Source organism: Flagellimonas flava (assembly GCF_050617915.1).
Lineage (GTDB): Bacteria > Bacteroidota > Bacteroidia > Flavobacteriales > Flavobacteriaceae > Flagellimonas > Flagellimonas flava_A.
In genome coordinates this window covers 43,297-68,660 of the sequence record NZ_JBODQE010000003.1, presented here as the reverse complement: position 1 = coordinate 68,660, position 25,364 = coordinate 43,297, and the positions used below count along the sequence as shown (strand labels likewise).

The 25,364-nt window shown below is 42.7% G+C and carries 15 protein-coding genes; 3 read left to right on the top strand and 12 right to left on the bottom strand.

All coding sequences use genetic code 11. The features are described 5' to 3' along the window. The 10 genes from ACRHOZ_RS08855 to ACRHOZ_RS08810 all read right to left on the bottom strand — a co-directional run bounded on the left by ACRHOZ_RS08855 (position 1) and on the right by ACRHOZ_RS08810 (position 20,538). Positions 1–2,415, bottom strand: coding sequence for an FtsX-like permease family protein (locus tag ACRHOZ_RS08855; protein WP_431124775.1), 2,415 nt, complete (start codon positions 2,413–2,415; stop codon positions 1–3). A gap of 10 nt (positions 2,416–2,425) precedes the next feature. Continuing rightward, positions 2,426–4,825: an ABC transporter permease gene (locus tag ACRHOZ_RS08850; RefSeq protein WP_431124773.1), complete on the bottom strand. Its 2,400-nt coding sequence runs from the start codon at positions 4,823–4,825 to the stop codon at positions 2,426–2,428. 25 nt (positions 4,826–4,850) lie between these two features. Continuing rightward, positions 4,851–7,223, bottom strand: coding sequence for an FtsX-like permease family protein (locus tag ACRHOZ_RS08845; protein WP_431124771.1), 2,373 nt, complete (start codon positions 7,221–7,223; stop codon positions 4,851–4,853). A 51-nt stretch (positions 7,224–7,274) separates the two neighbouring features. Continuing rightward, positions 7,275–9,707 (bottom strand): ABC transporter permease, encoded by a 2,433-nt coding sequence (locus ACRHOZ_RS08840; protein ID WP_431124769.1) that lies wholly within the window; start codon positions 9,705–9,707, stop codon positions 7,275–7,277. A 61-nt stretch (positions 9,708–9,768) separates the two neighbouring features. Next, the gene (locus ACRHOZ_RS08835) at positions 9,769–12,171 is read right to left on the bottom strand and encodes an ABC transporter permease (protein ID WP_431124766.1); all 2,403 of its coding nucleotides are present in this window, start codon (positions 12,169–12,171) and stop codon (positions 9,769–9,771) included. A 29-nt stretch (positions 12,172–12,200) separates the two neighbouring features. After that, positions 12,201–14,636: an ABC transporter permease gene (locus ACRHOZ_RS08830; protein ID WP_431124763.1), complete on the bottom strand. Its 2,436-nt coding sequence runs from the start codon at positions 14,634–14,636 to the stop codon at positions 12,201–12,203. A 50-nt stretch (positions 14,637–14,686) separates the two neighbouring features. After that, complete coding sequence (locus ACRHOZ_RS08825; protein WP_431124761.1) at positions 14,687–17,071, bottom strand: ABC transporter permease; 2,385 nt, start codon at positions 17,069–17,071, stop codon at positions 14,687–14,689. Positions 17,072–17,170: 99 nt separating this feature from the next. After that, on the bottom strand, positions 17,171–17,866 hold the full coding sequence (locus ACRHOZ_RS08820) for an ABC transporter ATP-binding protein (RefSeq protein ID WP_431124758.1): 696 nt from the start codon (positions 17,864–17,866) through the stop codon (positions 17,171–17,173). Between the two features lie 72 nt (positions 17,867–17,938). Further along, positions 17,939–19,189, bottom strand: coding sequence for an efflux RND transporter periplasmic adaptor subunit (locus tag ACRHOZ_RS08815; protein WP_431124756.1), 1,251 nt, complete (start codon positions 19,187–19,189; stop codon positions 17,939–17,941). 8 nt (positions 19,190–19,197) lie between these two features. Continuing rightward, a complete protein-coding gene (locus tag ACRHOZ_RS08810; RefSeq protein WP_431124754.1) occupies positions 19,198–20,538 on the bottom strand; it encodes a TolC family protein in 1,341 nt (446 codons plus the stop codon). 204 nt (positions 20,539–20,742) lie between these two features. Between ACRHOZ_RS08810 and ACRHOZ_RS08805 the strand changes: the two genes are divergently transcribed. From ACRHOZ_RS08805 to ACRHOZ_RS08795, 3 genes are read left to right on the top strand one after another with little or no spacing between them, the layout of a single operon-like run. After that, positions 20,743–22,107, top strand: coding sequence for a sigma-54-dependent transcriptional regulator (locus ACRHOZ_RS08805; protein WP_431124752.1), 1,365 nt, complete (start codon positions 20,743–20,745; stop codon positions 22,105–22,107). Beyond that, the gene (locus tag ACRHOZ_RS08800) at positions 22,107–23,456 is read left to right on the top strand and encodes a sensor histidine kinase (RefSeq protein WP_431124749.1); all 1,350 of its coding nucleotides are present in this window, start codon (positions 22,107–22,109) and stop codon (positions 23,454–23,456) included. Before ACRHOZ_RS08805 ends, ACRHOZ_RS08800 begins: the two co-directional genes overlap by 1 nt. Before the next feature lie 8 nt (positions 23,457–23,464). Beyond that, on the top strand, positions 23,465–23,917 hold the full coding sequence (locus tag ACRHOZ_RS08795) for a 3-oxoacyl-ACP synthase (protein WP_431124746.1): 453 nt from the start codon (positions 23,465–23,467) through the stop codon (positions 23,915–23,917). Between the two features lie 15 nt (positions 23,918–23,932). Here ACRHOZ_RS08795 and arfB read toward each other — a convergent pair whose 3' ends face one another. Both arfB and ACRHOZ_RS08785 read right to left on the bottom strand, forming a co-directional pair. Beyond that, the gene (gene arfB, locus ACRHOZ_RS08790; RefSeq protein WP_431124744.1) at positions 23,933–24,337 is read right to left on the bottom strand and encodes an alternative ribosome rescue aminoacyl-tRNA hydrolase ArfB; all 405 of its coding nucleotides are present in this window, start codon (positions 24,335–24,337) and stop codon (positions 23,933–23,935) included. Then, the gene (locus ACRHOZ_RS08785; RefSeq protein WP_431124741.1) at positions 24,300–25,310 is read right to left on the bottom strand and encodes a sulfate/molybdate ABC transporter ATP-binding protein; all 1,011 of its coding nucleotides are present in this window, start codon (positions 25,308–25,310) and stop codon (positions 24,300–24,302) included. The genes arfB and ACRHOZ_RS08785 overlap by 38 nt, the downstream gene beginning before the upstream one ends. Between the last annotated feature and the right edge of the window lie 54 nt (positions 25,311–25,364).

The window sequence follows — 25,364 nt, the reverse complement described above, 5'->3', positions numbered from 1 at the left end:
TTATTCGGTTCGTAAACTTTTAACCGGGTTTTGCGAAGCGGCTTTAATGGTCTTTGCACTAATTGTCAATAGCGCAATAAGCGTGGCCAATAATCCCGATGCCAGAAAAAACCCGATGCTTAAATCTATTTTGAACGGATAGTTTTGTAACCATTCGTCCATAAACCACCAGGCTATGGGGGAGGCAATTAAAAATGCAATAAACACCAGCTTCAAAAAGTCCTTGGTCAATAAAAATGTAATGTTGGCTACGCTCGCCCCAATAACCTTTCTCACACCTATTTCCTTGGTACGTTGCGTAACGATCAACAATGAAATGGCAAAAAGCCCAATACAGCTTAGTATTATAGCTATGATTGAACCCGAGGTAATCATCGTGTTTATTTTCTCTTCCTTTCTAAAGGTGCGATTAACATTTTCGTCCAAGAAAGACCCTAAAAATTCAGCGTTTGGCTCTATTTTAGCCCAGGCGTTCTTAATGGCGTCAAAGGATTTGGCTATGTTTTTTGGAGCGACCTTGACGTAAGCATAGAATAAAGGATAGTCCGTGCTCATCATCATGGATATGGGTTGAATGTTTTTGTCCAATTCTTCAAAATGGTAGTCCTTGACCACCCCGATCACTGGAAATCGTATCGAATCATTAAAACTTATGTAGGCCGTTAACGGGTTTTTTTCACCAAACTCTTTGGCCATGGCTTCGTTGATGACTACTCCTGAGCGGTCACTTGAATAGTCCCTACTAAAATTTCGCCCCGCAACGATCTCCAAATCCAAAGTTTCCACATAATCATAGTCTACGGTCAGGTAGTGGGTATTTATTACCCTGTTCTTGTATTCAAAGCCAAACACACTTTTAGAAACACTGCCGTCTTTTCCATAACCCAGATTGTTATCCGCCCCTGATATTTCCAATATGTCTGGATTGCCCGCCAATTCATTACGAAGAAGATCAAGGGCATCATAGCTATTTTTCTTTCCATCCATGGGAAAGGAAACTACCTGTTCCTTGTTGAAGCCCAAATCCTTATTTCGCATGAAATCAAGCTGGCTCCTTAGCACCAAGGTCCCCGTAATCAGTAGGATGGCAATGCTAAACTGAACTACCATAAGGGTGTCACGAACCCGGTTTTCTCCTGAGATTTCAATTTTGCCTTTTAGGGACTGTAGGGTTCCCAACTTGCTCAACAGCACTGCGGGATAACCTCCAACAAGTAATGTGATCAATACAACTGCCCCAGTAAAAATCAAGATAATGGTCGGGGTCATGATGACATCAAATGACATTTTTGTATCAAAAATGGTTTTGAACTGTTCTAGAAAAAGGACACTTAAGAATACTCCAATACCTAGAGAAACCAAAAAGACAAGAAGACTCTCATTCCAGAATTGAAAGAAAAGTTGCTTTCGTTTGGCTCCCAGCGTTTTTCGCATGCCTATCTCCTTGAGTCGTTGCCCACTTTGGGCGACACTCATGTTTATAAAATTGACACAGGCAATGAAAAGAATCAAAAGAGCAATCCCCAAAACCAAGAAGGGGCCACTTCGAACCACTTCCAAGGCTCCATTTTTGAATCTTACAAAATTTTCATCTTCCAATGGTAAAAGTTCAAAGCGGTAAAACCTACCATCTGCATCCGGTAATGCACCGTCGCGTTTGGCATTGGCTATCCGCTGTGCAAAATTGATGTCTATGAGTGAACGCGTGGCAGGGTCAAATTGCCCGGGAGCCATGTTCTTGGATAGTTGTAGATAAACGCTATGGTATCTGGAATCCCATGCATCAATATTTTCTTGGTAGGAGGCCTCTTCTTCAAATCGCATTGCCACTTCAAAAGCAATGCTGCTGTTTTCAGGGATATTGGCAACCACGGCACTAACATTGAAGGGTTTGTCCTTGCCATCAACAAGTACCTGCACTGTTTTTCCCACGGCATTTTCCCCACCGAACAACACATGGGCCATTTCTTCGGTGAGAACAATATCTGAACGTTTTTCCAATGGATTTTCCCTTTTCCCCTTGACAACAGGAAATGTGAACATTGAAAAGAAATCGGCATCCACCCAACTAACCTCCATATTGATTTCTTTCTCTCCATAGGAGATAATAACCTCTTCCTCTAAGTGGCGAGTCGCTTTTTCAATTCCCGGAACTTCTTGTTTTAAGGTTGGCATTAGCGGTACCCCATGGCTTTCACTAACCTGTTGCCCTTTTGGATTTTGCCATATAGAGTACACTTTGTAAATAGCATCGCCGTTCTCATGGAATTTATCAAAAGAGAGATCAAAAAACCCGGCCATGGACAGCAAAATTGCCACTCCGAATGCAACGGACAAACCTAAGATGTTCAATAAGGTGAAGACTTTGTTCTTAAGGAGACTTCTCCAAGCGATTTTTAGATAGTTCTTGATCATACTGATACACTTACTCTGTTCTAAGACTCTTTATCGGATTGGATTTTGCCGCTCTAATAGCTTGAAAGCTGACTGTGACCACCGTGACCAGCATAGCCCCCATCATGGCCAAAGCAAAAATCCACCACTTAAGAATAACCCTATATGGGTACTCTTGCAGCCATCCGTTCATTACATAATATGCTATGGGGACCGCAATAAAACAGGAGATGATCACCAACTTTAAAAAGTCTTTGGACAGCATGTTCCATACATTAAAAACTGTGGCCCCCAGTACTTTTCTTACTCCAATCTCCTTGGTGCGCTGTTCGGCCACAAAGGAGGTAAGGCCAAAAAGCCCTAGACAGCTGATCAAAATGGCCAGAGCGGTAAAAATTCCTGATAGCCGCCCCACGCGCTCCTCCGCGGCAAACTTTTTGCCATATTCCTCGTCTATAAACTGATATTGAAAAGGTAGCCCCGGAAAATGCTGATTGAATACCTGCTCGATAATTGCCAGGTTTTGACTTGTGCTTTGTTTGGGATTAAGTCGAAGGTTATAAAAATTGGTGTAATCCTCTCTATTAAAAGCATATACCGCTTGTTTGACCGGCTCGTATGGAGATTGGGCAACCATATCTTCCACCACCCCTATGATCTTTACTGGAGGGTCTGGGTCTGTAGGTGCATTGTCCTTCAAAAGCACTCCAATAGGATTGGTGAGTCCCATATAATTCATTGCAGTTTCATTGATGAGAATTGCTGCAGAGTCAGAAGCAAATTCACGGGAAAAATCCCTGCCCTTGATAATCTTTAGATTAAGCGACTTGGCATACTCAGGCGAGACATCCGTCCACGCCAAATCTTCTTGAAACCCTTCAGGTTTGCCTTCCCAATCAAAACCGTTTCGGTTGGACCATACTCTTGTAGTGGGAGAGCTGGAGGCTGACATTTCAATTGCTGCGCCCGATGCTAAAAACTCACTTCGCATTAAATCGTATTTGCCCGTAAAATCTTCACTGAAAGTTGGGACTTGGATCAATCCTTCCTTGTCATATCCTACCGGTCTGTTCTTGGCAAAGTTGATTTGCTGCATTACAATCACCGTTCCGATGATAAAGGCAACGGAAACCGTAAACTGCAATACCACAAGAATTTTTCTGGGCATACTGGCATATTTTCCGGCCCTAAATGTTCCCTTCAATACCCGAACAGGCTTAAATGAAGAAAGGTACAAGGCAGGATAACTTCCAGCCAAAAGAGCTGTCAAAAGCACAAAAATTAGGGAGATGCCCCAGAAATTAATGCTGCCCCAAGGAAATTCAATGCTCTTTCGGGATAGGTCATTGAATCCGTCCAAGGAAATCAAGACAATAAAAACAGCCATGAAAAAGGCCAACATAACCACCAAAAAGGATTCGCTTAAAAACTGGGAAATAAGCTGTCCTCTTTGGGAGCCAATGGATTTACGAACACCTACTTCCTTGGCGCGTTTCTCGGATCGGGCCGTGCTCAGATTCATGAAGTTGATGCAGGCCAATAGTAAAACAAAAACGCCGATAATGCCAAAAAGCCAAACATATTTTATTCTTCCACCAACCTGCTTGCCGTTTTCAAAATTCCCGCGCAAATACCATTCTTGCATGGGAAAGAGAAAAAGCTGGGGGTCAAACTCGGCAATGTCTTCGCCACTTTCTTTCTTTACGTCCTTGATGGCGGCACTAATGGATGACATTGTCGTATTTTCCGCTATCTGGACAAACATTTGAAAAGAATTGTTCCCCCAATTATCCTCAGAATTCTTCACCCATTCCATGGAGGCCACATACTTGTCCCAGGGAACAATATAGCTTAGGTGTTTGAACGAATTGTTGACAGGAATATCTTCATACACAGCGGTCACGGTCATTGGAGACTCGCTATTAACGGTGATGATTTTACCTATGGGGTCCTCATTTCCAAACAAAACATGCGCAGTGGATTGGTTTAACATAATGGAATTTATATCCCTCAATCCATCCTTTTCGCCCTTTAGAATATTTAGATCCAGCATTTGAGGAGCCCCACTTTGCATGAAATTTCCATCCCTGGAAATACTGGTTTCCATGTATTCCAAATACTGGGAAGTGCTCCAGGAAGACATCACAATATGCTTGAAATTAGCTCCGTACTCTTCCCGTAAGGCTTTTTCCAAAGGACGAGGAATTGCTGGCCCAGTGCCGATAGTGCCGTTGAAATTTTCCGATTGGTAGATCTGTGCAATTTCCTCCCTGTTTGAAAAATAACTGTTGTATGTAAGTTCATCTTCCATCCAAAGGCCAATGATCAGTGTAACTGCCATCCCCAAGGCCAATCCTCCAATATTTATGATGGTATAAGCCTTGTTCTTTAAAAGGTTTCTCCAAGCAATTTTGAGATAATTCTTTAACATGACTGACTGGTTTTGATTGATTGATTTATTCGGTTCGTATACTATTTACAGGGTTGGCGGTAGCTGATTTAATCGCCTGAAAACTTATAGTAAGCAATGCTACCAACAAGGTTAGTCCGCCAGCTAGTACAAAGGCAAACATTGGAATGTTTATGCTATAGGCAAAACCATTTAACCAGTTGCTCATAAAATAGTACGCCAGTGGCGAGGCAATTAGAATGGCGATGGCAATTAGTTTGAAAAAGTCTTTGGAGACCAACAAGGTTATATTTTGTACACTGGCCCCAAGAACTTTCCGAATCCCAATTTCCTTGGTACGTTCCTTGGCCGTGAATGCTGCCAACCCAAACAGTCCTAAACAAGATAGCAGGACAGAAATCAGCGCAAAATATCGTGCCAGGGTTCCCGTTAAGATTTCCGCATTGTAATTGGCGGCATATTCCTCATCCAGAAAACCGTAATGCAACGGATTATCGGGGAGTACCTTGTCAAAAACTGCATGCACCGATGCTAAAGCCGCCTTGGTTTGGTTTCCATCCAATTTTATCATCATCTCCCCTGCATCATTGGGATCCAAAAGAAATACGGTAGGCTGAATGGGTTCAAACAGCGAGCGGTTATGAAAATCTTCCACAACTCCAATAATGTGCCTTTGGCTACCCCATAACTGTACCGTTTTTCCAATCGGATTCTCACCCAGATTCATTAGCTGGGCTGCGGTGTGGTTGACAACCAAATTAAGCGTGTCCTGTGTTCCTTCCCGATAATAGGCTCCATGTTTTATGGGAATTTCAAAAGCTTCTGGAAAATTGTGGGCCGTCCATAGTAAAGCGAATTCAATATTTTCCTGTTCCTGGGTTTTCCCTGGCCAACTTACCCCACTACTAGAGGCTGGGGTTGATAACGGGGATGGCCCTACCAAGGTTACATCCGCTATACCTTCCGAAGCCATGAGTTCATTTTTTAAAGCTTCATATTTTTGGGTAAGCACCTCATCTTGATGAATGGATATGATATGGTTCTTTGCAATTCCCAAATCCTTCTGATTGACAAAATCCACCTGCTTTTGGATGACCAGTGCCGAAATAATGAGCAACAGGGCCAGGGAGAACTGCAGCACCACCAATCCTTTTCGGAATGAAGTGGTACTCTTTTGCTCTTTGCCCAATCCCTTTAGTGCGGCCACCGGTTTAAAAGAGGAAATAATGAATGAAGGGTACACCGCGGACAAAAATGTGGTCAAGAGAAAAACACCAAGCAGAGTGAGCCAAAGCTGTGGCTCGGAAATATCAAAGCCAAGATTCTTATTGGTCAGTACATTTACAAAGGGCAACAGCAGCAAGGTAATCACTATGCCCATCAAAAAAGATGTTGCAGTTATCAATGAGGTTTCTGTAAAAAACTGCCCAATCAGCATGTTCTTTTTGGCACCAATGGCTTTTCTGACCCCAATTTCGCTGGCTCTCTTGGTGGCGTAAGCCGTGGAAAGGTTTATAAAATTAATACAGGAAATCACCAAAAGAAAAATAGCTGCCCAAGTGAAGATTCGAACATATTCAATGCGCCCTCCTGAGACTTGTGCTCGCTCATCAAATTGGTTGTGTAGGTAGTTGTCTGAAAATTTTTGAAGCAAAATCCCCTCTTTAAACTCCCCTGAAATATTTTCCTTGAATAAGGCCTCCACTTTGGGAACGACCTGTGCAATATCTGAACCTTCACGCAACAAAAATGCGCCCTGCATGCCATTGTTGCCCCATTCCAATAACCAATCGTTTTGACTAAGGTGGCGGTTGAATCCGTAGTAGAAATCGTTTTGGATGGAAGATTGGCTTGGAAAATCTTCATAGACCATGGCCACCGCATAATCGCCATTGTCATAAATATGCACTGGACTTCCCAACGCTTTGGTTGCCCAGTCCTCACCCCAAAACCGTTTGGCCAAACTTTCAGAAATAGCTATGGATTCCGGTTTGTTATCCAAATCATCCGCGTTTCCCAAAAGGATTGGAACTGTAAAATGTTTAAAAAATGCAGCATTGGTAAATGCACCTGGAGCCCTAAAATCGGTATCCCCTATTCTAAGGTTGTCTTCAAAGGTGGCACCCAAGGTAATATAGTCCTCTACCTCTGGAAACTTTTCTTTGGCAGCGTTTAGCAACGGATAGGAAATACCTGCATACACATCCAAGATGCCATCTTCCAAAGGAATGGTTCGCTTCACGAGATAAAGCTGATCATCCTTTTCGTGATATTTGTTCATGCTGTATTCGTCAAAAACCCAAAGCAGCATGAGCACGGAAACGGCGATGGCGATGGATAATCCAACCGTGTTGATTAAGAAATAAACCTTGTTCTTTAAAAGGTTCCTCCAGGCAGTTTTTAAATAATTCTTAAACATGATTGTCCGTTTTTTGAGCCCTCTGCACTTCAGCTTCCAGGCAAGTTTTTATCATTCAGTTCTCAAGCTTTTGACTGGATTCACAATAGCGGCTTTTATACTCTGATAGCTTACCGTGAGAACCGCAGTCCCTACAGCCAGCATGGCGGCAAGTACAAATACCTCCCAGCTTATTGAAATTCGATATGAGAAATCTTGCAGCCATTGGTCCATGGAAAACCACCCCACAGGTAACGCAATAAGGATTCCTATTCCAACCAGCCTCAGAAAGTCCACCGTCAATCGGTAGGTAATCTGACTCACTGTAGCGCCCAGGACCTTGCGGACTCCAATTTCCTTAGTCCTTTTTTGCGCGTTGAACGCAGCTAAGCCCAATAGTCCAAGACAGGCGATCAAAATGGAAAGAACCGTAAAAATCATAAAAATCCGTCCCAGTCTTTGCTCAGCTTGATAGGTGTTGTTAAAAGACTCGTCCATAAAATAGTAGTCAAAAGGTTGACCTGGGGCCACTTGGTTCCATAGCTGTTCAATACTGGAGATGCTTTGGGATAGATTTTCAGTATTCAACTTTACAACCAAGGCATTTGAAAAAGTGCCAATGGTCAAGGCCAGAGCCTCAATGGGTTCTCTTAGCGATTCAAAATGGAAATCCTTTACCACCCCCACGATTGTTGTAAACGATGGGTTCTCTGAACCCAAGTCTGTGGAAATTCTTGTGCCGATGGCCTCATTGGGCGCAATTCCAAGCACCTTTAAAGCAGATTCATTCACAATACTTGCGGAAGAGTCCGTTGGAATCCTCACATCAAAATCCCTTCCCGCTATAATTTCAAGATCTAAGGTTGAGACATAATCATGATCCACTCTCCAATTCTCCATGTTTATGGCATTTTCCTGGTCTCTTGCGCCTTCCTTAAAATAGGTGCTGCTGCTCCGAACGGACGGAGTTGGCAAATAACCACTTAAGGTGGCATTGGTTACTTGTGCAAGTTGGGTAACTTCCTCCTTAAAGGATTGCACCTGATTGCCCGCATTTCGAACATCGTTGATGACCAAAACCTGACTTTTTTCAAATCCCAGTTCCTTGTTCTGAATGAAGCGCAGTTGTTGGAATATGGTCAGGGTACCCACAATTAAGAAGACCGAAATGGCAAATTGAAAAACCACCAACGCATTCCTGACCTTTCCGCCGCCCACACTATTTTGTCCTCCAGATTTCAAGACTTTCACAGGAATGAACCTAGACATAAAAAAGGCAGGGTAGGTTCCGGAAAACAAGCCTAATATTATTGCTGCTCCCACCAAAACCAACCAAAAAAATGGGTTGGAAAATGGGATAGCGATGTCTTTCCCGGCCAATTCGTTGAAGTAAGGCATTGCCAACAAGGCAATCCCAAAGGCCAAGAGGAGAGATAAAAAGGAGACCAGCCCCGATTCAATCAAAAACTGCCTCACCAAATCTGCTTTTTGAGATCCCAATGTCTTTCTTACGCCTACCTCTTTTGCTCTTTTTAAGGAATAGGAGGTTGAAAGGTTCATAAAATTGACACAGGCCAAAACAACAAGAAAGAGGGCAATAAATGAAAGGATGTATATGTTTTGCATGGTTCCATTTGCGCTGAGTTCTGTTTTCTTGGAAGAGTGCAAATGAATGTCCTTTAAAGGCATGGTACTATACCTTAGATAGTTGCCAGATGCGGCAAAGGAGTCCTCGGTCATGCCTGGATAATATACCTGAATCCACGGTATTAGATATTTCCCGATAACAGATCTTAATGGTGCTTCAAGGTCCGAGATACGAGCAGATGGAACCAGTTTGATAAAGGTGTAATAATTGTGGCTCCCCCAATGCCCCAATTGTATGTTTGGATAGCCGGACATATTCATGAAGATGGAATGGTCGCGCAGTAAGGAGTTTTTGGGAAAATCCTCAATTACCCCTGTCACTGTATAGGTTAGTGAATTATTGACGACCATTTTTTGACCCACGGCATTGTTTATGCCAAAGTGCTTTTCAGCAGCAGTCCTGGTCATTACCAAAGTATTAGGGTTGCTGAGCGCATTGTTGGGGTTCCCTACCAGCATGTTGAGGTCAAACAATTTAAAAAGTGTGGAATCCGCATATGCGGTATGCAACTCCTTAATGTTTGTGGTAACATTGCTTTTCCGGAGCAGTAGATTTCCGTTGTTTACCAGTCGGGTTACTTCTTCTATTTGGGGACAATCCCGCTTTAAGGTGGCGGCCATGGGTTCCGAAACCTCTGCAAGTTCTTCCGCCAAACCACCAAATTTAACATCCGCATTTATACGATAGATCCGATCGGCATCGGTAAACATGGTGTCATAGCTTAATTCATCATATATGTACAATGCAATCAGCAAGCTTCCAGCCATCCCAATAGCAAGGCCAAAGGTGTTCAGAAATGTAAAAAAAGGCTGATTTTTAAGGCTTCTCCAAGCAATTTTGATATGATTTTTAAACATGATTGTCCATTTTTAAGCCCTTAGACTACGCTCAGGGTTGATTGATGATAAATTTTTTATTTCATTCGTTGCGTAAACTTTTAACAGGATTAACAAGAGCAGCCTTTACGGCCTGAAAACTGATGGTAAAAAAGGTAATGAGCAATGCCAAAATTCCAGCCAGCACAAAAACCCACCATTGTATATGGATGCGGTAAGCAAAGTCGTTGAGCCATTGATCCATGGCATACCAAGAAAAGGGCACCGCGATTAGGAGAGACAACCCCACCAATCTGATAAAATCTTTGGACATCAATGCAATTATGTTGGTAACCTGGGCGCCCAACACTTTTCTAATTCCAATTTCCTTGGTGCGCTGCATAGCACTATAAGTTACCAATCCAAAGAGGCCCAAACAGGCTATGGAAATGGCCAAAAACGAGAAAATGGTAAACAGTTTTCTAAACCTCACCTCCGCCTTGTATTGTTCATTGAAGGAGGTATTCAGAAAATTGTAAAGGAAGGGCCTATGTGGCGCTAGAGCAGCCCATTTTTGTCGAATTTCTGAAATTGTTCTATAGTAGTCGTTGGAGCTAAGCTTAAGTGAAAAATACTGCCCATAGCTCACTTGGCGCAGTGTCAATGGGGCTATCTCTTCATGAAGGGATAGATAATTAAAGTCCTTTACTACGCCAATGATGGTGCCTTGTCTTCCCCATTGGTCAAATTTTTTGCCAACGATATCACTAGGGTCCGTATATCCAAAGTTCTTCGCTGCGGCTTCGTTTACGATTAAGGCCGAAACACTGTCCGTTGGGAAATCTCTGGAAAAGGCCCTCCCCGCAACCACTTCAATATTGTAATGGGGTATAAAATCATTGTCTACCTCATAAATATAGGGGCCAAAGTTTTTCATCTCTCCAGAAGCCAATTCCACCATTGTTCCAGCTGCAGGAAAGTGGCTCCCTGGAACAGTTCTGGACATGGAAACCGAGCTAACACTGGGCATAGCCCTAAACTCGTTTTTAATGGTTTCCATATTGGCAATGACCTGTTGGTCCCAATTGAAATCGAGAACCAATTGCTGCTCCTTATCAAAGCCCATGTCCTTGCTGAACATAAATCCCAGTTGATCATAAACAATGATGGTACTCGCAATCAAGGCAATGGAGAGGCTAAACTGAAAAATCACCAAGCCCTTTCTTAAGTTGGCCCCCTGTGGAGACTTTCTATAGGTTCCCCTTAGGATGTTAATGGGTTTAAACCCAGACAAGATCAGTGCCGGGTAACTTCCGGAGAAAAGTGCTGTTATCAAAGCTGTTCCAAAGAAGAACAAGAGCAATGGCAATTGAAGGACATCTTTGGCGTAAAATGCAATTCCTGTTAGATTGGCCATCCAGGGCAGCGCCAAGAATACCAACAACAACCCTACTATGGAGGATAGAAATACCAAGACCAGCGATTCTCCAAAAAACTGATAGATCAATCCATTTCTCTTGGCTCCAATAACCTTTCTCACCCCCACTTCTTTGGCCCGTTCCAAGGATCTTGCCGTGGACAAGTTCATGAAGTTAATGCAGGCAATAACCAAAATGAAGAGACCTATAATGGCAAAAATGTAAATATTGGACAGACTTCCCACCAACCCAGGTTGGCGATCCGCTTTGGAGTATAAGTATATATCTTTTAGAGGCTCCAAAGAAATATTGTAATAGTACTCATCGTTGGCAACCACTTCCAAGTGTTTGCCCAGAAACCCTGGGATTTTGGATTCAAAAGCTTTTTGGTCAAAATTGTTGGCTACCAAGAGGTAAGTGTAAAAGTCAACATATCCCCACATGTCAAAAATTTCAGGTCGGGACTGATAAAAACTCCCCATGGACATGAGCACATCAAATGAAAAATGGGAATTCTCGGGAACATCCTTCATTACTCCCGTTACGGTGTAGTTCCCATCGTTGGCCCTACCTCCTACGCCCTCGATGATCTTTCCTAAAGGGTCCTGGTTCCCAAAATATTTCTTGGCGGTGGTTTCCGTTAGCACTATGGAATAAGGGGCTTCCAATGCAGTTATAGGGTCTCCAGAAATTAAAGGCCAACTGAACACTTGCAATGCCGAGGCATCCGCATAAAAACAATCGTTCTCTTGGAAGGCATTGTCTCCATATTTTAGGAGGATTGCTGAACGCCCCGAAAATTGAACTTTTTCAACTACTTCCGGAAAATCCGACTTCAATGCGGGACCCACTGGAGCATTTCCCCAAATCCATGCCGCAGTTTCATCATCTGGATTGCTATGATGTGCAACCCGATAGATCTTATCGCCCTTTTCATGATAGGAATCGTAGGAAACCTCCTTTGTAATATAAATCGTGATAAGCAAAAAACAACTTAGCCCTATCGCTAGCCCACCAATATTGATAAGGGAATACACCTTATTTTTAATGATGTTTCTCCAGGCTATTTTAATGTAGTTCCTAAACATGTTTATCGCTTTTTGGTTGCATCTATCTTTTATTCTGTTCTTAAACTGTTTACAGGATTAACAATAGCCGCTTTTATACTTTGGTAGCTCACGGTGAGCAGTGAGATAACCACTGCCAAGACTGCAGCAAGTACCAAAACCCACCATTTAACTTCTATACGATAGGAGAAATCCGCCAACCATTGGTTCATGGCATACCATCCTACGGGTAACGAAATCACAATGGCTACCGCGACCAATTTCAAGAAATCAGCAGAAAGCTTGTACGTAATTTGACCTACACTGGCACCTAAAACTTTGCGTACCCCAATCTCCTTGGTACGTTTTTCAGCGTTGAAGGCCGCCAGGCCAAACAAGCCGAGACAGGCAATTAATATGGAAAGGGTTGTAAAGATGAAAAAGATTCTGCCCAGGCGTTGCTCTGCCTTATAGGTCTTGTTAAAGGAATCTTCCATAAAGTAGTAATCAAATGGCTGGCCCGGGGCCAATCTCCTCCAGATGTCCTGTACGCTGGTCAAAGCAGCTTGAAAATCTGCGGTTTCCAGCTTAATGGCCATAGAGCCTGTATCGTCGCCCAGAAAAAGGCTAAGCGCTTCAATATCCTCACGGAAAGGAGAGAAATGGAAATCCTTAACCACCCCTATTACAGAATAAAACTTTGGATTTTCCAATCCCCAATCGCTAGTAAAACGTTTACCAAGCACTTCTTCTGGGGAAAAACCCATAGTGGCCAAAGCGGATTCGTTGATAATGATGCTGGTGGAATCATTTTTGAACCGTCTGTCAAAGTCACGCCCAGCAATTAGATCAAATCCCATGGTATTGACATAGTCTTGGTCCACATGCCACGTCTGCATGCTTACGGCGCGTTCTTGATCGGTCACTCCATCTTCCGGAGCAAAAGTGCTATCGCCCCTAGAGGAAGGGGTAGGGAAAAAGCTTGTTAAGGTCGCATTTTTTACAAAGCCCAATTTTTTGACCTCCTCCTTAAAGGACTCTGCCTGATCACCTACGGTATATACATCATTCACAACGAGTACCTGTTCTTTGGAGAAGCCCAAATCTTTGTTTTGAATGTACTCCAACTGTTGATAGACCACAAGGGTGCCAATGATCAGGAAGACAGATATGGCAAACTGGAAAATAACCAATCCGTTGCGCACCTTACTACCGCCGAGGCTATTGCTGTTGGAGCCTTTCAATACTTTTACAGGAATAAACTTTGACATAAAGAATGCCGGATAACTTCCTGAGAAAACACCTAGGAGGATCCCAGCAGCCACAAGACTAAACCAAAAAGCAGGACTCGCGTACGGGAATACAATCGCCTTGTCCGCCAAATCATTGAAAAATGGCAAAGCAATAACGGCCACCAAAACGGCCAAGAGCAAGGCTCCAAAAGATACCAGTCCCGACTCAACCAAGAATTGACGGATCAGATCAACTTTGTTGGACCCCAATGTTTTTCGCACTCCAACTTCCTTGGCTCTTTTTAACGATTGGGCCGTAGAAAGATTCATGAAATTTACACAGGCCAACACCAAGAGGAAAATGGCAATAAAGGATAGAATATAAATACTCTGGATATTGTTGTTTGGACTTATTTCCGCAACCCGATCCGAATTCAAGTGAATATCCGTAAGTGGAATGGAATGATAGAACAAATGATTTCCAGCGGCCAAGAATTGTTCTTCAGTAATTCCAGGCATAAATTGTTGAACTCCCGGAATAACATATTTCCCTAAAAATGCGCGGAGCGGATCCTCCAAATCCGCAGCTTTGGCGGAAGGAATCAGCTTAAAAAATGTTTGGTAATTGTTGCTGCCCCAATTTACTACTCGAGAATCCTCATACCCGGACATTGCCATAAAAACAGAGTGGTCTCTTAAGAACGAGTTTTTTGGCATATCTTCAACTACCCCAGCCACGGTAAAGGTCTGGGTGTTGTTCAGTTCCAAGGTCTGGCCCACTGCCTCGTTAACATTAAAGTGCTTTTCTGCAGCAGTTTTGGTGAGCAAAAGTGTGTTTGGCAATTTTAGAGCTGTGTTGGGGTCTCCTGCCAGTAGTTTTAACCCAAACATTTTTAGAAAAGTAGAATCCACAAAAGTAGATTGCTGCTCTTTTACGTTCACTTCGGTCCCTGTGCGTTTGATTAGGACACTTCCCCGGGTGCGAAACCTTGTGGTCAGTTCCACCTCAGCAAAATCGTTGTCCAAAGCCTCCGCCAAGGGTGCCGGGGCTACAGCAAACTTGCGGTCCTCCCCTCCAAATTTGATGTCTGCATTTATCCGATGAATGCGATTGGCATCGGCAAACATGGTATCATAGCTCAGTTCATCTTGAATGTAAAGGGCAATCAGGAGCGCACCTGCAATCCCAATAGCCAATCCAAATAAATTCAGAAAAGTAAAAAAGGGCTGCTTTTTTAGACTTCTCCATGCGATTTTTATATGATTTTTAAACATGACTGTTCGTTTTTCTATTTGGCCCGTCGACTTTGCTCAGGGCTAGTTGTTTATTCCGTTCTTAAACTTTTAATCGGGTTGGCTATGGCCGCCTTCAACGTTTGGTAACTTATTGTAAGCAGGGTAATCACCATGATGGAGAAAATGGCCAAGGCAAAAACCCACCAATGAATCTCTGTTCTATACGTGTACCCTTGTAGCCACTGTTCCATTAAATACCAGGCTATTGGGGTTGCAAACAAGCCCGCAATAAGGATAAGCTTAAAGAAGTCCATGGAAAAAAGTGCCAGTATATTGGCTACATTGCTTCCCAAAACTTTTCGAATCCCGATTTCCTTGGTACGTTGCCCCACATAGAATAGGATGAGACCATATAGGCCCAAACAACCTATTAAAATAGCCAATGCCGAAAAGACTTTGGACAATGATAGGTAACGTTGTTCCGTTTCGTATTGTTCTGCCACTCTCTCATCCAAAAAGCGATACTCGTAGATATATCCCGAAAAAGCGTTGGACCATTCTTCTCCTATTTGCTCCAAGGTAAGCGCGGTATTGGTATTATTTATCTTGACGGCCAATTCAGAAAACCAGGAGTTTTTGGCACCAATAAAAACTGGATTGATCGCATGGGTAAAATCGGTGTCGTGAAAATCCTTGACCACACCAACAATGGTAGCTTTTACACTTCCTCCACTAGCTTCAAATTTTTTGCCCAACATCTCCTCGGGTGAATTCAAGCCCAGTTTCTCTCCCAATCTCTCATTGACCAAAACTTCTGCAAGGGAATCGTTTTCAAAGAAGTTGCGTCCAGCAATTAAAGGAATATCAAATGTGTTCAGGTAGTTGGTGTCTCCCGCCTTAATCTCAATACTGAATTCCTCTGGCTCTGCTTTGTTATGATATCTTATGCTGGTACCCCAATTGCTGTTGGATCCCCCTGGGCTGCTTAAACAAGCCGAAACATTTTCAACTCCTGCAATTTGACCAAGACGTTCCTTTAACCCATTCAGCTGAACCCGATCCAACTCGCTGGGAATGTCCACCATGACAACAAAATCTTTGTCAAACCCTAAATCGGTGTTTACAGCATAGTCAATTTGTCTGGAGATGATCAAAGTGGCCGCAATCAAGGTGATGGAAATGGCAAACTGGGCAACTACCAATATTTTTCGGGTTGTTGCTCCCCCCGTATCATTGTGATCCAGTTTTCCTTTTAGGGCAAGGACGGGAACAATGCGCGACATGAGAATGCCGGGATAACTTCCGGAAAGGAAGGAAACTATCAATAATACCAAGGTCAAAAAGACAATAAATTGTGTGTTCAAAAGATTATACGCGGATAACTCAATCTGAAATAATGCATTAAAGGCGGGTAGAAACAGAATGGCCAATCCTATACCGATAAGGAGTGCAAACAGCCCAATTACAAAAGTCTCAGAAAGAAACTGCCAAAACAGATGTTGTTTAAAGCTTCCCAAGACCTTGCGCACACCAATTTCCTTTGATCGATAGAAAGCCTGTGCCGTTGATATGTTGATGAAATTGATGGAGGCAATGATGATCAAGAAAAGCCCGATAATCCCAAACACCCAAAGAAGGGTTGGATCCAAACCTCCATAGGCTGGATCTAAATGAGCTTCCGCTAAAGGTTGCAACCTATAAATATGTTTGTTTTTACTTTTTGCCCTATGCTTTTTTGGGAGTTCCAAAAGCGCTGTTTCAATTGTACTTATATCCTGATTGGGCCTAAGCAGGGAGTAGCACTGAAGATTGGTAGTGATCCCACCCCAGCTTTCCGATCCCGCAAACTCAAAGAAATCCTTGACATTGTCGAAGGAAACAAACAGCTCACTTTTAAGGAAGGTTGTTTTTGGAAGATCTTTTAAAATCCCTGTGATTTGGATTGTTCTGTCATTTTCCAGTATAAAGGTTTCACCTACAATATCGGTTTTCCCAAATAGTCTGTTTGCAGCAGTTTCCGTTAACACGGCAGTGTTGGGTGCTGCCAAGGAGATATTATTGCTTCCGTCTACCAGCGGGAAATTGAAGATTTTGAAGAAATCTTCCTCGGCAAAAACAATGTCTTCCTTAAACTTGCTTTCCCCCCCATTGATTTCCGTATCGACCACCAGCCCATCATAGTTGACAATTTTTGCCACCTTTTCTGCATAGTCATATTCATTCAAAAAAGTCTTGGCAAAAGCGGGTGGAACACTGGGGTCATATTCAATATCATCCCTGTGTTCCTCGGTGACCATCCTGTAGATCCGATCCGAATTTGCATGAAAATTGTCAAATGACAGATGATAGTTTAAGAACAGGTAGATCAGGATGCTACTGCCAAATCCTACCGCAAGTCCAAGAATATTGATTGCGGTAAATACCTTTCTCTTGATTAAATTTCTCCAGGCAATTCGGAAATGGTTCTTAAACATGGTTCTCGTTTTTTTGATTGTACCTGTGGTTTAACACAGGCTGATTTTTGATACTGAATCAAGTTCAGCATAGATTGATGAATAAACTCGGGAGCACTTTTAAACCATAGCTCCCATTGGTTTGTTTTGACTTTGGGTTACAATTTGCCCATCAAAGAGGTTGATGACCCTGTGCGCATAATGCGAATCACGATCGGAGTGTGTCACCATTACGATGGTGGTCCCTTCCTGATTCAATTCTGTTAACAGGTTCATGACCTCTATCCCATTTTTGGAGTCCAAATTACCCGTGGGCTCATCCGCCAAGATCAATTTTGGATTGGTCACAACGGCACGGGCAATAGCGACTCTTTGTTGTTGTCCACCAGAGAGCTGCTGTGGAAAATGTTTTTCGCGGTGCGCAATTTTCATTCGCTCCAAAACCTTTTTCACCTTCTCCCTGCGCTCGCTTTTGTTCATCTTTAGGTAGATGAGTGGTAATTCCACATTTTCATAGACGGTAAGCTCGTCAATCAGGTTAAAGCTTTGAAAAACAAAACCTAAGTTCCCCTTCCGCAATTGGGTGCGCTGACTTTCCTTGAGCCCACCTACCTGATGACCGGCAAATTCATAGCTCCCCTCGGTGGGATTGTCCAACATACCAATGATGTTGAGCAAAGTTGATTTTCCGCATCCGGAAGGGCCCATAATGGCAACGAATTCCCCTTGGGCAACGTTGAGGTCTACCCCGTTTAGGGCCAAGGTCTCTACTTCTTCGGTTCTAAAGCTCTTTTTTAGTTTTTGTATTTGTATCATTTTTTGATTGTTATCTAATTTGACTTCTGTATGTAAAGACATCTCGACTACGCTCGATGTGACACTTCCATTTTATTTTAATACAATTCTTTCTGCGGTCCCAAAACTGTCGTAATTGGAGGTGATGACCCTTTCACCGGGCTGCAGTCCTTCCAGCACTTCAAAGTATCTCGAGTTTTGTTTTCCTATTCTGATATTACGCTTTAAAGCTTCGTTTTCATTTTCATTGACCACAAAAACCCACTGTCCTCCAGTACTCTGGAAAAATCCGCCTTTGGGCAAAAGCAAGGCCTCATTGGATGCGCCCAATTGCAATCGGATATTATAGCTTTGCCCGGTTCTAATGGTTTCCGGCTTTTCACCAGTAAAGACCAAGTCCACTTGGAACCTTCCATTTCTTACCTCTGGATAAACTTTACGGACTCTAAGCCCATATTCGTTTCCATTGCGTTCCAAGGTGGCGGACAATTCCCGTTTCACTCTATCAATATAATGTTCGTCAATTTCAGCTTCAATCTTGAAATCTGTCAAGACGTTGACTTGTCCTATACGTTGCCCTTGTGTGATGTTCTGTCCTATTTCAGCATCCAAAAATCCCAACTGTCCATCCGCGGGTGCGCGTACATTTAGGTGGTCCAAACGTTCGTAGACCATGGACAGGGTTTGTCGCATGCGCTGTAAGTCCACATCCAAGCTGGTCAAGGAGGTTTTGCGCAACTCATCATCTTGCTCAGTTTGCAGTTTTACAATATCAAATTGTCTTTTGGAAAGCTCATAATTTTCTTTGGACAACAAATAGGCTTCTTTCGAAATCAATTCATCATTAAAGAGCGCTTCATTCTGCTCATAATTTCGTTTCAACCGCTGAAGGTCGTATTCCGCCGTGGCCAAATTTCGTCGCCCTTCTACCTGTCTTGAATCAAAAGTGAGTTTGGTGGAACGAAGGTCATTTTGCTTTAGGGCCAAGTTGCTTTCACTGGCAAGAATCTGCTCATAAAGTCCAATATTCTCCAGTTTCAGGATAATGTCCCCTTTCTTCACCATGGTGCCTTCCTCAATCAGTTTTTCAGCAACACGACCTCCTTCGTAGGCATCCATATAAATGGTAGCTATAGGTGCCACATTGCCATTGATGGTAATGAAGTCGTCAAACTTCCCTTCACTGACCTGCGCAATGGAAAGTCGTTCCTTTTGGGTTCTATAAGTTGATACCGAAGTGGAGAAAAGCAACTTCCATCCCACAAACAAAAGCAATAGCCCTAGGGCAATGTAGCCATAGTGTTTTGGACGCAGTCCTTTCTTTTTTTCGAGTTGTATATCCATTTTACTTTTTAGTTGATATTAAAAATTGGTAGTCCATTGTAAAAATCGATCGTGCTCTTGTTTATTTTCAAACGCAGTCCTACCTGTAAGTTTTCATTCTGGGCAACCCCGTATAAATTCTTGGCTTGGAAAAGGTCCAGCGCATTGATCAGCCCTTTCTCATATCTTTTCTGTGCAATGGTAAAGGCCAACTCTTGCGCCTGTACCCTTTTATTGCTCTGCTCATATTCAGCCACCAACGCCCTTTGCGTCTGAACCAATTGCTGTAACAGCTGAAACAGCTCTTGTTCCTGAATTTCCAAATTGTTCTTGGCCTGCAAATAAGCGATCTTCTGTTGCTTTACCTGAGAGCGATTGGACCAACCCAGGCTTATGGGTATGTTGAGCTCGGCTCCTATAAACTTGGAGGTGTTGTCCTTGATCTGAGTCCTAAAGGGAATGAGGTTGCCATCAGCGTCCACATTGGTCTCAAAGTAACTGGTTCCAATTCCCGCAATGAAAGCAAGGGAGGGGTACAGGTTTCCTCTTGTAGCCTGCAATTGTTTTTTGGCCGCTTTAAGCCTGAATTCCTGTGATTTTACCAAGGGAACAAAACCTCTGGCTGTTTGGTAGAGCGAATCCAAAGACACATCTTCGGTGTTGGCATCTCCAACCGATTCAATAGCAGTTTGCAATGTGATTTCCTCATTTTCGGTATAGTTCATTTCCTGAAAAAGCACCAGTTTGGCATTGGCCAACAAATTCTGGTTTTGGGTCACCAGTAATTTATCTCCCAGCAAATTGGATTCGGCTTCGTAAAGATCAGCTCCCGCCATCATCCCCAACTCCACTTGTTTTTGAACTAAATCGTAGTTGGATTGGGAAATTTCTTGTTGCTCCAAAGAATTGGCCACCACACCTTCAAAAAATTTGATGTCATAAAAAGCACTCATTACCCTAAAGGCCAAAAGAAACTTTTGCTGGGTCACATCTTCCTGGGCCGCCTTATAAATAAACTTGGAAGCTTTAATCGAATTGATTTTTTGAAACCCTCTGAATACATCTAAATTGGCTCCAAGCGAGTAATTATTTCTAAAAAATTCGGTGTTGACAAAATCATTGGTGTTTGGATCTTCAGATCTACCAAACTGTATTCTATAATCCGAGTAACCGGTAACACTGGGCAAAAGATTCCGTACCGATTGCCTGTAGCTTTCCTGATTGGAGTCCTCCGTATAGGAAGTGTTCTTCACTTGAAGGTTATGGGCAATAGCGTATGCCACACAATCATCCAATGACCACGTTTTTTGACTCAGGGCTGCTGTTGAAATCAGCAAGGCAAAGAAGAAAATATGATGTTTTAAAGTCATTTTTTATTTACTGTGCCAAACTTATTACTATTCCTGTGCCAAATACTCAACTTGTTGAATTTCAGCACCTAAGAGAGTTGTCCTAATTCATCGTTGTATCAAAGTGTAAAATATTTATACAAAAAATGTCAAATAATTTGACACATTTGCAAAACTATGTGGGTCAATTTGTAGATTTAGATCCAAAGTTGAAATAGATATTCCATGACGGACGCCAAAATCTTAGTGATAGACGATAACAAGAGCGTGTTGAGTGCTCTGGAAATTCTATTGCAATTTGAGTATAAAAGTGTGGAAACGCTTTTCAACCCCAACCAAATTTCCTCCTTTGCGCACATGGACCAAATAGATATTGTGCTCTTGGACATGAATTTTTCGGCTGGGGTCAATACGGGCAATGAAGGATTGTACTGGTTGAATGAAATCAAGAAAAAATCCCCCCATACCTCTGTAATTATGATGACTGCCTACGGAGCGGTGGATTTGGCCGTTAAGGCTTTGAAGCAAGGCGCATCAGATTTTGTGCTAAAACCGTGGAACAATGAGCGTTTGCTGACCACGGTTAAATCCGCATTTGAGCTCAGGAAATCCAAACAAGAAATTCATCAGCTCAAGAAAAAGGAAAACGAACTCAAGCAGGTCATTAATGAGGACAAAAATTTCATCATAGGAAATTCCCAGGCATTGACTTCCGTGTTAAACTTAGTTCGGAAGGTGGCCAAGACCGATGTCAATGTTTTGATAACCGGTGAAAATGGCACGGGAAAAGAACTTATTGCTCGGGAATTGCATCGCCTATCCATAAGAAAAGATGAGCTTTTCATTGGAGTGGACATGGGCTCCATTGCAGAAAACCTGTTTGAAAGCGAGCTGTTTGGGCATATGAAGGGAGCATTTACCGATGCCAAGGATGACCGCGCCGGTAAATTTGAAGCCGCCCATAAAGGCACCCTGTTCATGGATGAAATGGGAAACCTCTCCTTGCAAATGCAGGCCAAATTATTGTCAGCCATACAAAATAAATCTGTGGTCAGGGTAGGTTCCAACAAACCCATTGATGTTGATATACGCCTCATTTGTGCTACCAATTGCAATTTGCCACAGATGGTCGCTGATGGATTATTCAGGGAAGATCTACTCTATAGGATCAACACCATCAATATAGAAGTTCCTCCCTTAAGGGAGCGGGAAGGGGATATTTTGATTTTAGCCGATTTTTTCCTGAAAAAATTCGCCAGTAAATATGACAAACCTGGATTGCGAATCAACAATTTGGCCCAGGAAAAGCTAATGGAATATCCTTGGCCCGGCAATGTAAGAGAACTCCAGCACACCATGGAGCGTGCGGTAATTCTTTCCGAAGGAAATGTTTTAAAGCCCACGGATTTCTTGCTGCACTCCAAACCCTCACAATCTTTTGATGCCGGCCCGGCCACTTTGGATGAAATGGAGCAACAAATGATTTCCAAAGCCTTGGAACAGCATGACGGAAACTATAGTGCCGCCGCCGATCAGCTGGGAATTTCCAGACAGACCCTGTACAACAAAATGAAAAAAAAGAATAGGTAATGGCCAGTCGGAATTTTTATTTGCAGCTTATTTTTAGTGTTATCTTGATTACACTTACGGCTTTGCTTCTAGCTTGGTCTGTTGTTGAGGGCTGGTATTTTACTTTGGGACTGGCCATTATTTTGATGGTAGCCCAAGTGCATGCCTTGATCCGGTTCATCAATAGAACCAACCGTAAAATCGCCTATTTTTTTGATGCCATCCGCAATGAGGATTTTACGCTCCGATTCCCTGAAAGGGTTACCATAAAATCATTCAAGGAACTTAACCAAAGCCTTAATCGGGTCAACGGACTGATCCAAGAAGTGCATTTGCAGTTGCAAATTCGGGAGCAATATTACCAAGAGATTCTGAAACAAGCTAGTATCGGAATCATGTCCTTTAATGAAAAGGGGCATATCTTGTTCTCCAATCCCACCTTGGAAAAACTGCTGAATTATTCCCCTTTGAACCACATCAAACAATTGGCCCAAGTTGATGAGGGGTTGTATGAAGTTTTCAAATCGTTCAAGCCTTTTGAAAGACGTTTGTTTCAGTTGACCAATGAACGGGAACAAAATCAACTGGCACTAAAGTCGACTCCTTTGGAGCTGGATGGTCAATCCCTGTTGTTGGTTGTGGTGCAGGATATTCATGAAGAGTTGGATGAAAAAGAAACAGAATCCTGGGTGCGGTTGATCAGGGTGCTTACCCATGAGATTATGAATACCATAACCCCGATTGCCTCTATTTCGGATTCCATCATCAAATACTATCGAAAGCAGGGCAAGCAAGTGGCTTTGGAAGATTTGGATCAAACCCAGATCAAGAATACTTTAAAAGGATTGGAGGTCATTAAGGAACAAGGCAGTAATCTTATGGATTTTGTGCAGTCCTATAGAAGTATGCTCAATGTACCCGAACCCAACAAAGCCATCGTTAAAGGAAGTAAACTTTTGGAGAAAATCCAGGTGCTTATGTCCCCCAAACTGGAGCAAGAAACAGACTTTCAGGTTAACTGTCATCCAGAGCATTTGGAATTCTTTATTGACGAAAAGCAAATCTCACAGGTACTTATCAATTTGAGCAAAAATGCACTTCAGTCTGTAAAGGAAACAGAAAATGGAAAGGTGCGATTGCTGGCTGGGGAAGATGGCGATGGGAACAAATTTATTCAAGTGGTGGACAATGGACCTGGGATTCCCGCTGACCTTATTGATGAAATTTTTGTGCCCTTTTTTACCACCAAGACGGAAGGTACGGGAATTGGCCTAAGTCTTTCCAGAAGGGTAGTGCAGTTGCACGGCGGAACATTGAAAGTGCATTCCATTCCCCATCAAGAGACGGTGTTCAAATTAACTTTTGCTTAAAAGCCATCATGGAAATCAAGGAAGCCTTATTGCATTTCTGCCAAGAATATGTGCGTCAAAAAAAGGAAGTGCTCAAAAAAAGAGGCGCTTCTCTGCAGGAGTCCTTGAATTCGGAAACTAAAAGCAGTGCTGGAGACAAGCATGAAACAGGGCGGGCCATGGTGCAGTTGGAACAGGAAAAGCTGGGACAGCAGCTACAAGAAATTGAAAAAATGGCCCAAGTCTTAAAATTGGTAAACCTAGGTACCTCAACCCAAAAAATAGGATTGGGCAATCTGGTGCGAACCTCAACTGCCCATTACTTCATTTCGATTTCCGTAGGCGCTTTTAAAGAAGAAAACGGAAAACCCATCTTTTGTATTTCACCAAGCACCCCTATTGCAAAATTGTTGCTGGGCAAAGAAGTTGGTGACTCCTTTATATTTAATGGAAAAAACCATAAAATCCTGGAACTGACCTAAGATAGCAGTATTGCCCTATTCCAATTCTGGTGGTTTTCGGTTGACTTTTTTGTTAGAGGCTATTTTTTTGGATTTCAGCCTTTTTTCCACTGAGGACTTAGTAGGTCTTGTGGCTTTCCTTTTTTTTGCTTCCTTAAGCGCAGTTTGCAATAAGCCGTAAAAGCGTTTAATAACCAGATTCTTGTTTTGATGTTGGCTTCGGGCTTCATCACATTGCAATCTCAAGATCCCTTCCTTGGTCAATTTGGAATCCAGTTTTAATAATAGCCTTTCTTTTTCCCGATCTGAAAGACCCAAGGATTGGTGAATGTCAAAACTAAGTTCAACTTTGGAAGAGACCTTGTTCACATGCTGCCCTCCGGCACCACTGCTTCGTACGGCCTTAAATTGAAGTTCTTTCTGAATCTGTTCCTTGTTCAACTTGGAGTCGGCTATTGATGGTTTCCAAAGATACGTTAAGGAAAACTGCTTCTCCTGGTTTTATTTTCTTGGGAGAATTGAAATATAAAACAATGCCTTCCCCTTCTTCACATTCATTAAGGTAATGGCTTCCCTTAAAAAAGGAGTTGGTCACAACCACTTTTAGTCCTGAAGTTTCGGATACCTGGAATTCATGGGGGTAAATCAAAACGGATTTGTCGATTGCCGCATAGGATTTTAGCATCCTGATAGGAACATCGTTGACCTCGCCAAATAACGAGGCCGTATAGTAGTTTGGAGGGTTTTGGTATAGCTTCTTTGTTTTTTGGTTGGCAATAATTTTCCCGTTTTCCAACACTATCGTCCGGTCTGCATAGGGCAAAACATCGTTGGGGTCGTGACTGGCGGTAAGTACCGTAATCCCCTTTTCTTTTAAATAGGCAAACAGATTTCTTCGCAGCGAATTCCGTTTAAAGTTGTCTATGTGCCCAAAGGGTTCATCGAGCAATAAAAGCTCCGGTTCTTGGGCCAAAACCCTTGCCAGTGCCACTCGTTGTTGTTGTCCGCCGCTAAGGTTTTTTACTTTGGTCTTGGCAAAATCCTCGAGTTCAATGAGCAGTAAAAGTTCTTGAATGCGCGCCGCATGGTTTTCCCGATCAAAAACTGATAAATGTTGGCCAATGTTCTCAGCCACGGTAGTGAACGGCATCAAATCAAAATCTTGGGCCAGATACTTCATATAGGATTCACCTGGCACAAGATTAAAATTGGGGCCCAAAGCTTGTTTGTCGCCCCATAGCACATGCCCATTTTCTATATGCAAAAGCCCATAGATTATTTTGAGCAGGGTACTTTTCCCTGAACCGCTTTCTCCCATTAAGGCCATATGCTCCCCTTTGTCCACTTGAAAGGAAATATCCTTCAAAGTGGCTTCGTTTTGATAGGAAAAAGCATCAATCTGAACGTTGAGCATAAGGTTGAAAATAAAAATCCGTCTCTATTGAAACGGATTTAATGCTGGTTTATG

Bases quoted from the DNA above. Each gene is read 5' to 3' on its own strand.
- ACRHOZ_RS08855 (WP_431124775.1), bottom strand. From the start codon at position 2,415: ATGATCAAGAACTATCTAAAAATCGCTTGGAGAAGTCTCCTTAAGAAC.
- ACRHOZ_RS08850 (WP_431124773.1), bottom strand. From the start codon at position 4,825: ATGTTAAAGAATTATCTCAAAATTGCTTGGAGAAACCTTTTAAAGAAC.
- ACRHOZ_RS08845 (WP_431124771.1), bottom strand. From the start codon at position 7,223: ATGTTTAAGAATTATTTAAAAACTGCCTGGAGGAACCTTTTAAAGAAC.
- ACRHOZ_RS08840 (WP_431124769.1), bottom strand. From the start codon at position 9,707: ATGTTTAAAAATCATATCAAAATTGCTTGGAGAAGCCTTAAAAATCAG.
- ACRHOZ_RS08835 (WP_431124766.1), bottom strand. From the start codon at position 12,171: ATGTTTAGGAACTACATTAAAATAGCCTGGAGAAACATCATTAAAAAT.
- ACRHOZ_RS08830 (WP_431124763.1), bottom strand. From the start codon at position 14,636: ATGTTTAAAAATCATATAAAAATCGCATGGAGAAGTCTAAAAAAGCAG.
- ACRHOZ_RS08825 (WP_431124761.1), bottom strand. From the start codon at position 17,071: ATGTTTAAGAACCATTTCCGAATTGCCTGGAGAAATTTAATCAAGAGA.
- ACRHOZ_RS08820 (WP_431124758.1), bottom strand. From the start codon at position 17,866: ATGATACAAATACAAAAACTAAAAAAGAGCTTTAGAACCGAAGAAGTA.
- ACRHOZ_RS08815 (WP_431124756.1), bottom strand. From the start codon at position 19,189: ATGGATATACAACTCGAAAAAAAGAAAGGACTGCGTCCAAAACACTAT.
- ACRHOZ_RS08810 (WP_431124754.1), bottom strand. From the start codon at position 20,538: ATGACTTTAAAACATCATATTTTCTTCTTTGCCTTGCTGATTTCAACA.
- ACRHOZ_RS08805 (WP_431124752.1), top strand. From the start codon at position 20,743: ATGACGGACGCCAAAATCTTAGTGATAGACGATAACAAGAGCGTGTTG.
- ACRHOZ_RS08800 (WP_431124749.1), top strand. From the start codon at position 22,107: ATGGCCAGTCGGAATTTTTATTTGCAGCTTATTTTTAGTGTTATCTTG.
- ACRHOZ_RS08795 (WP_431124746.1), top strand. From the start codon at position 23,465: ATGGAAATCAAGGAAGCCTTATTGCATTTCTGCCAAGAATATGTGCGT.
- ACRHOZ_RS08785 (WP_431124741.1), bottom strand. From the start codon at position 25,310: ATGCTCAACGTTCAGATTGATGCTTTTTCCTATCAAAACGAAGCCACT.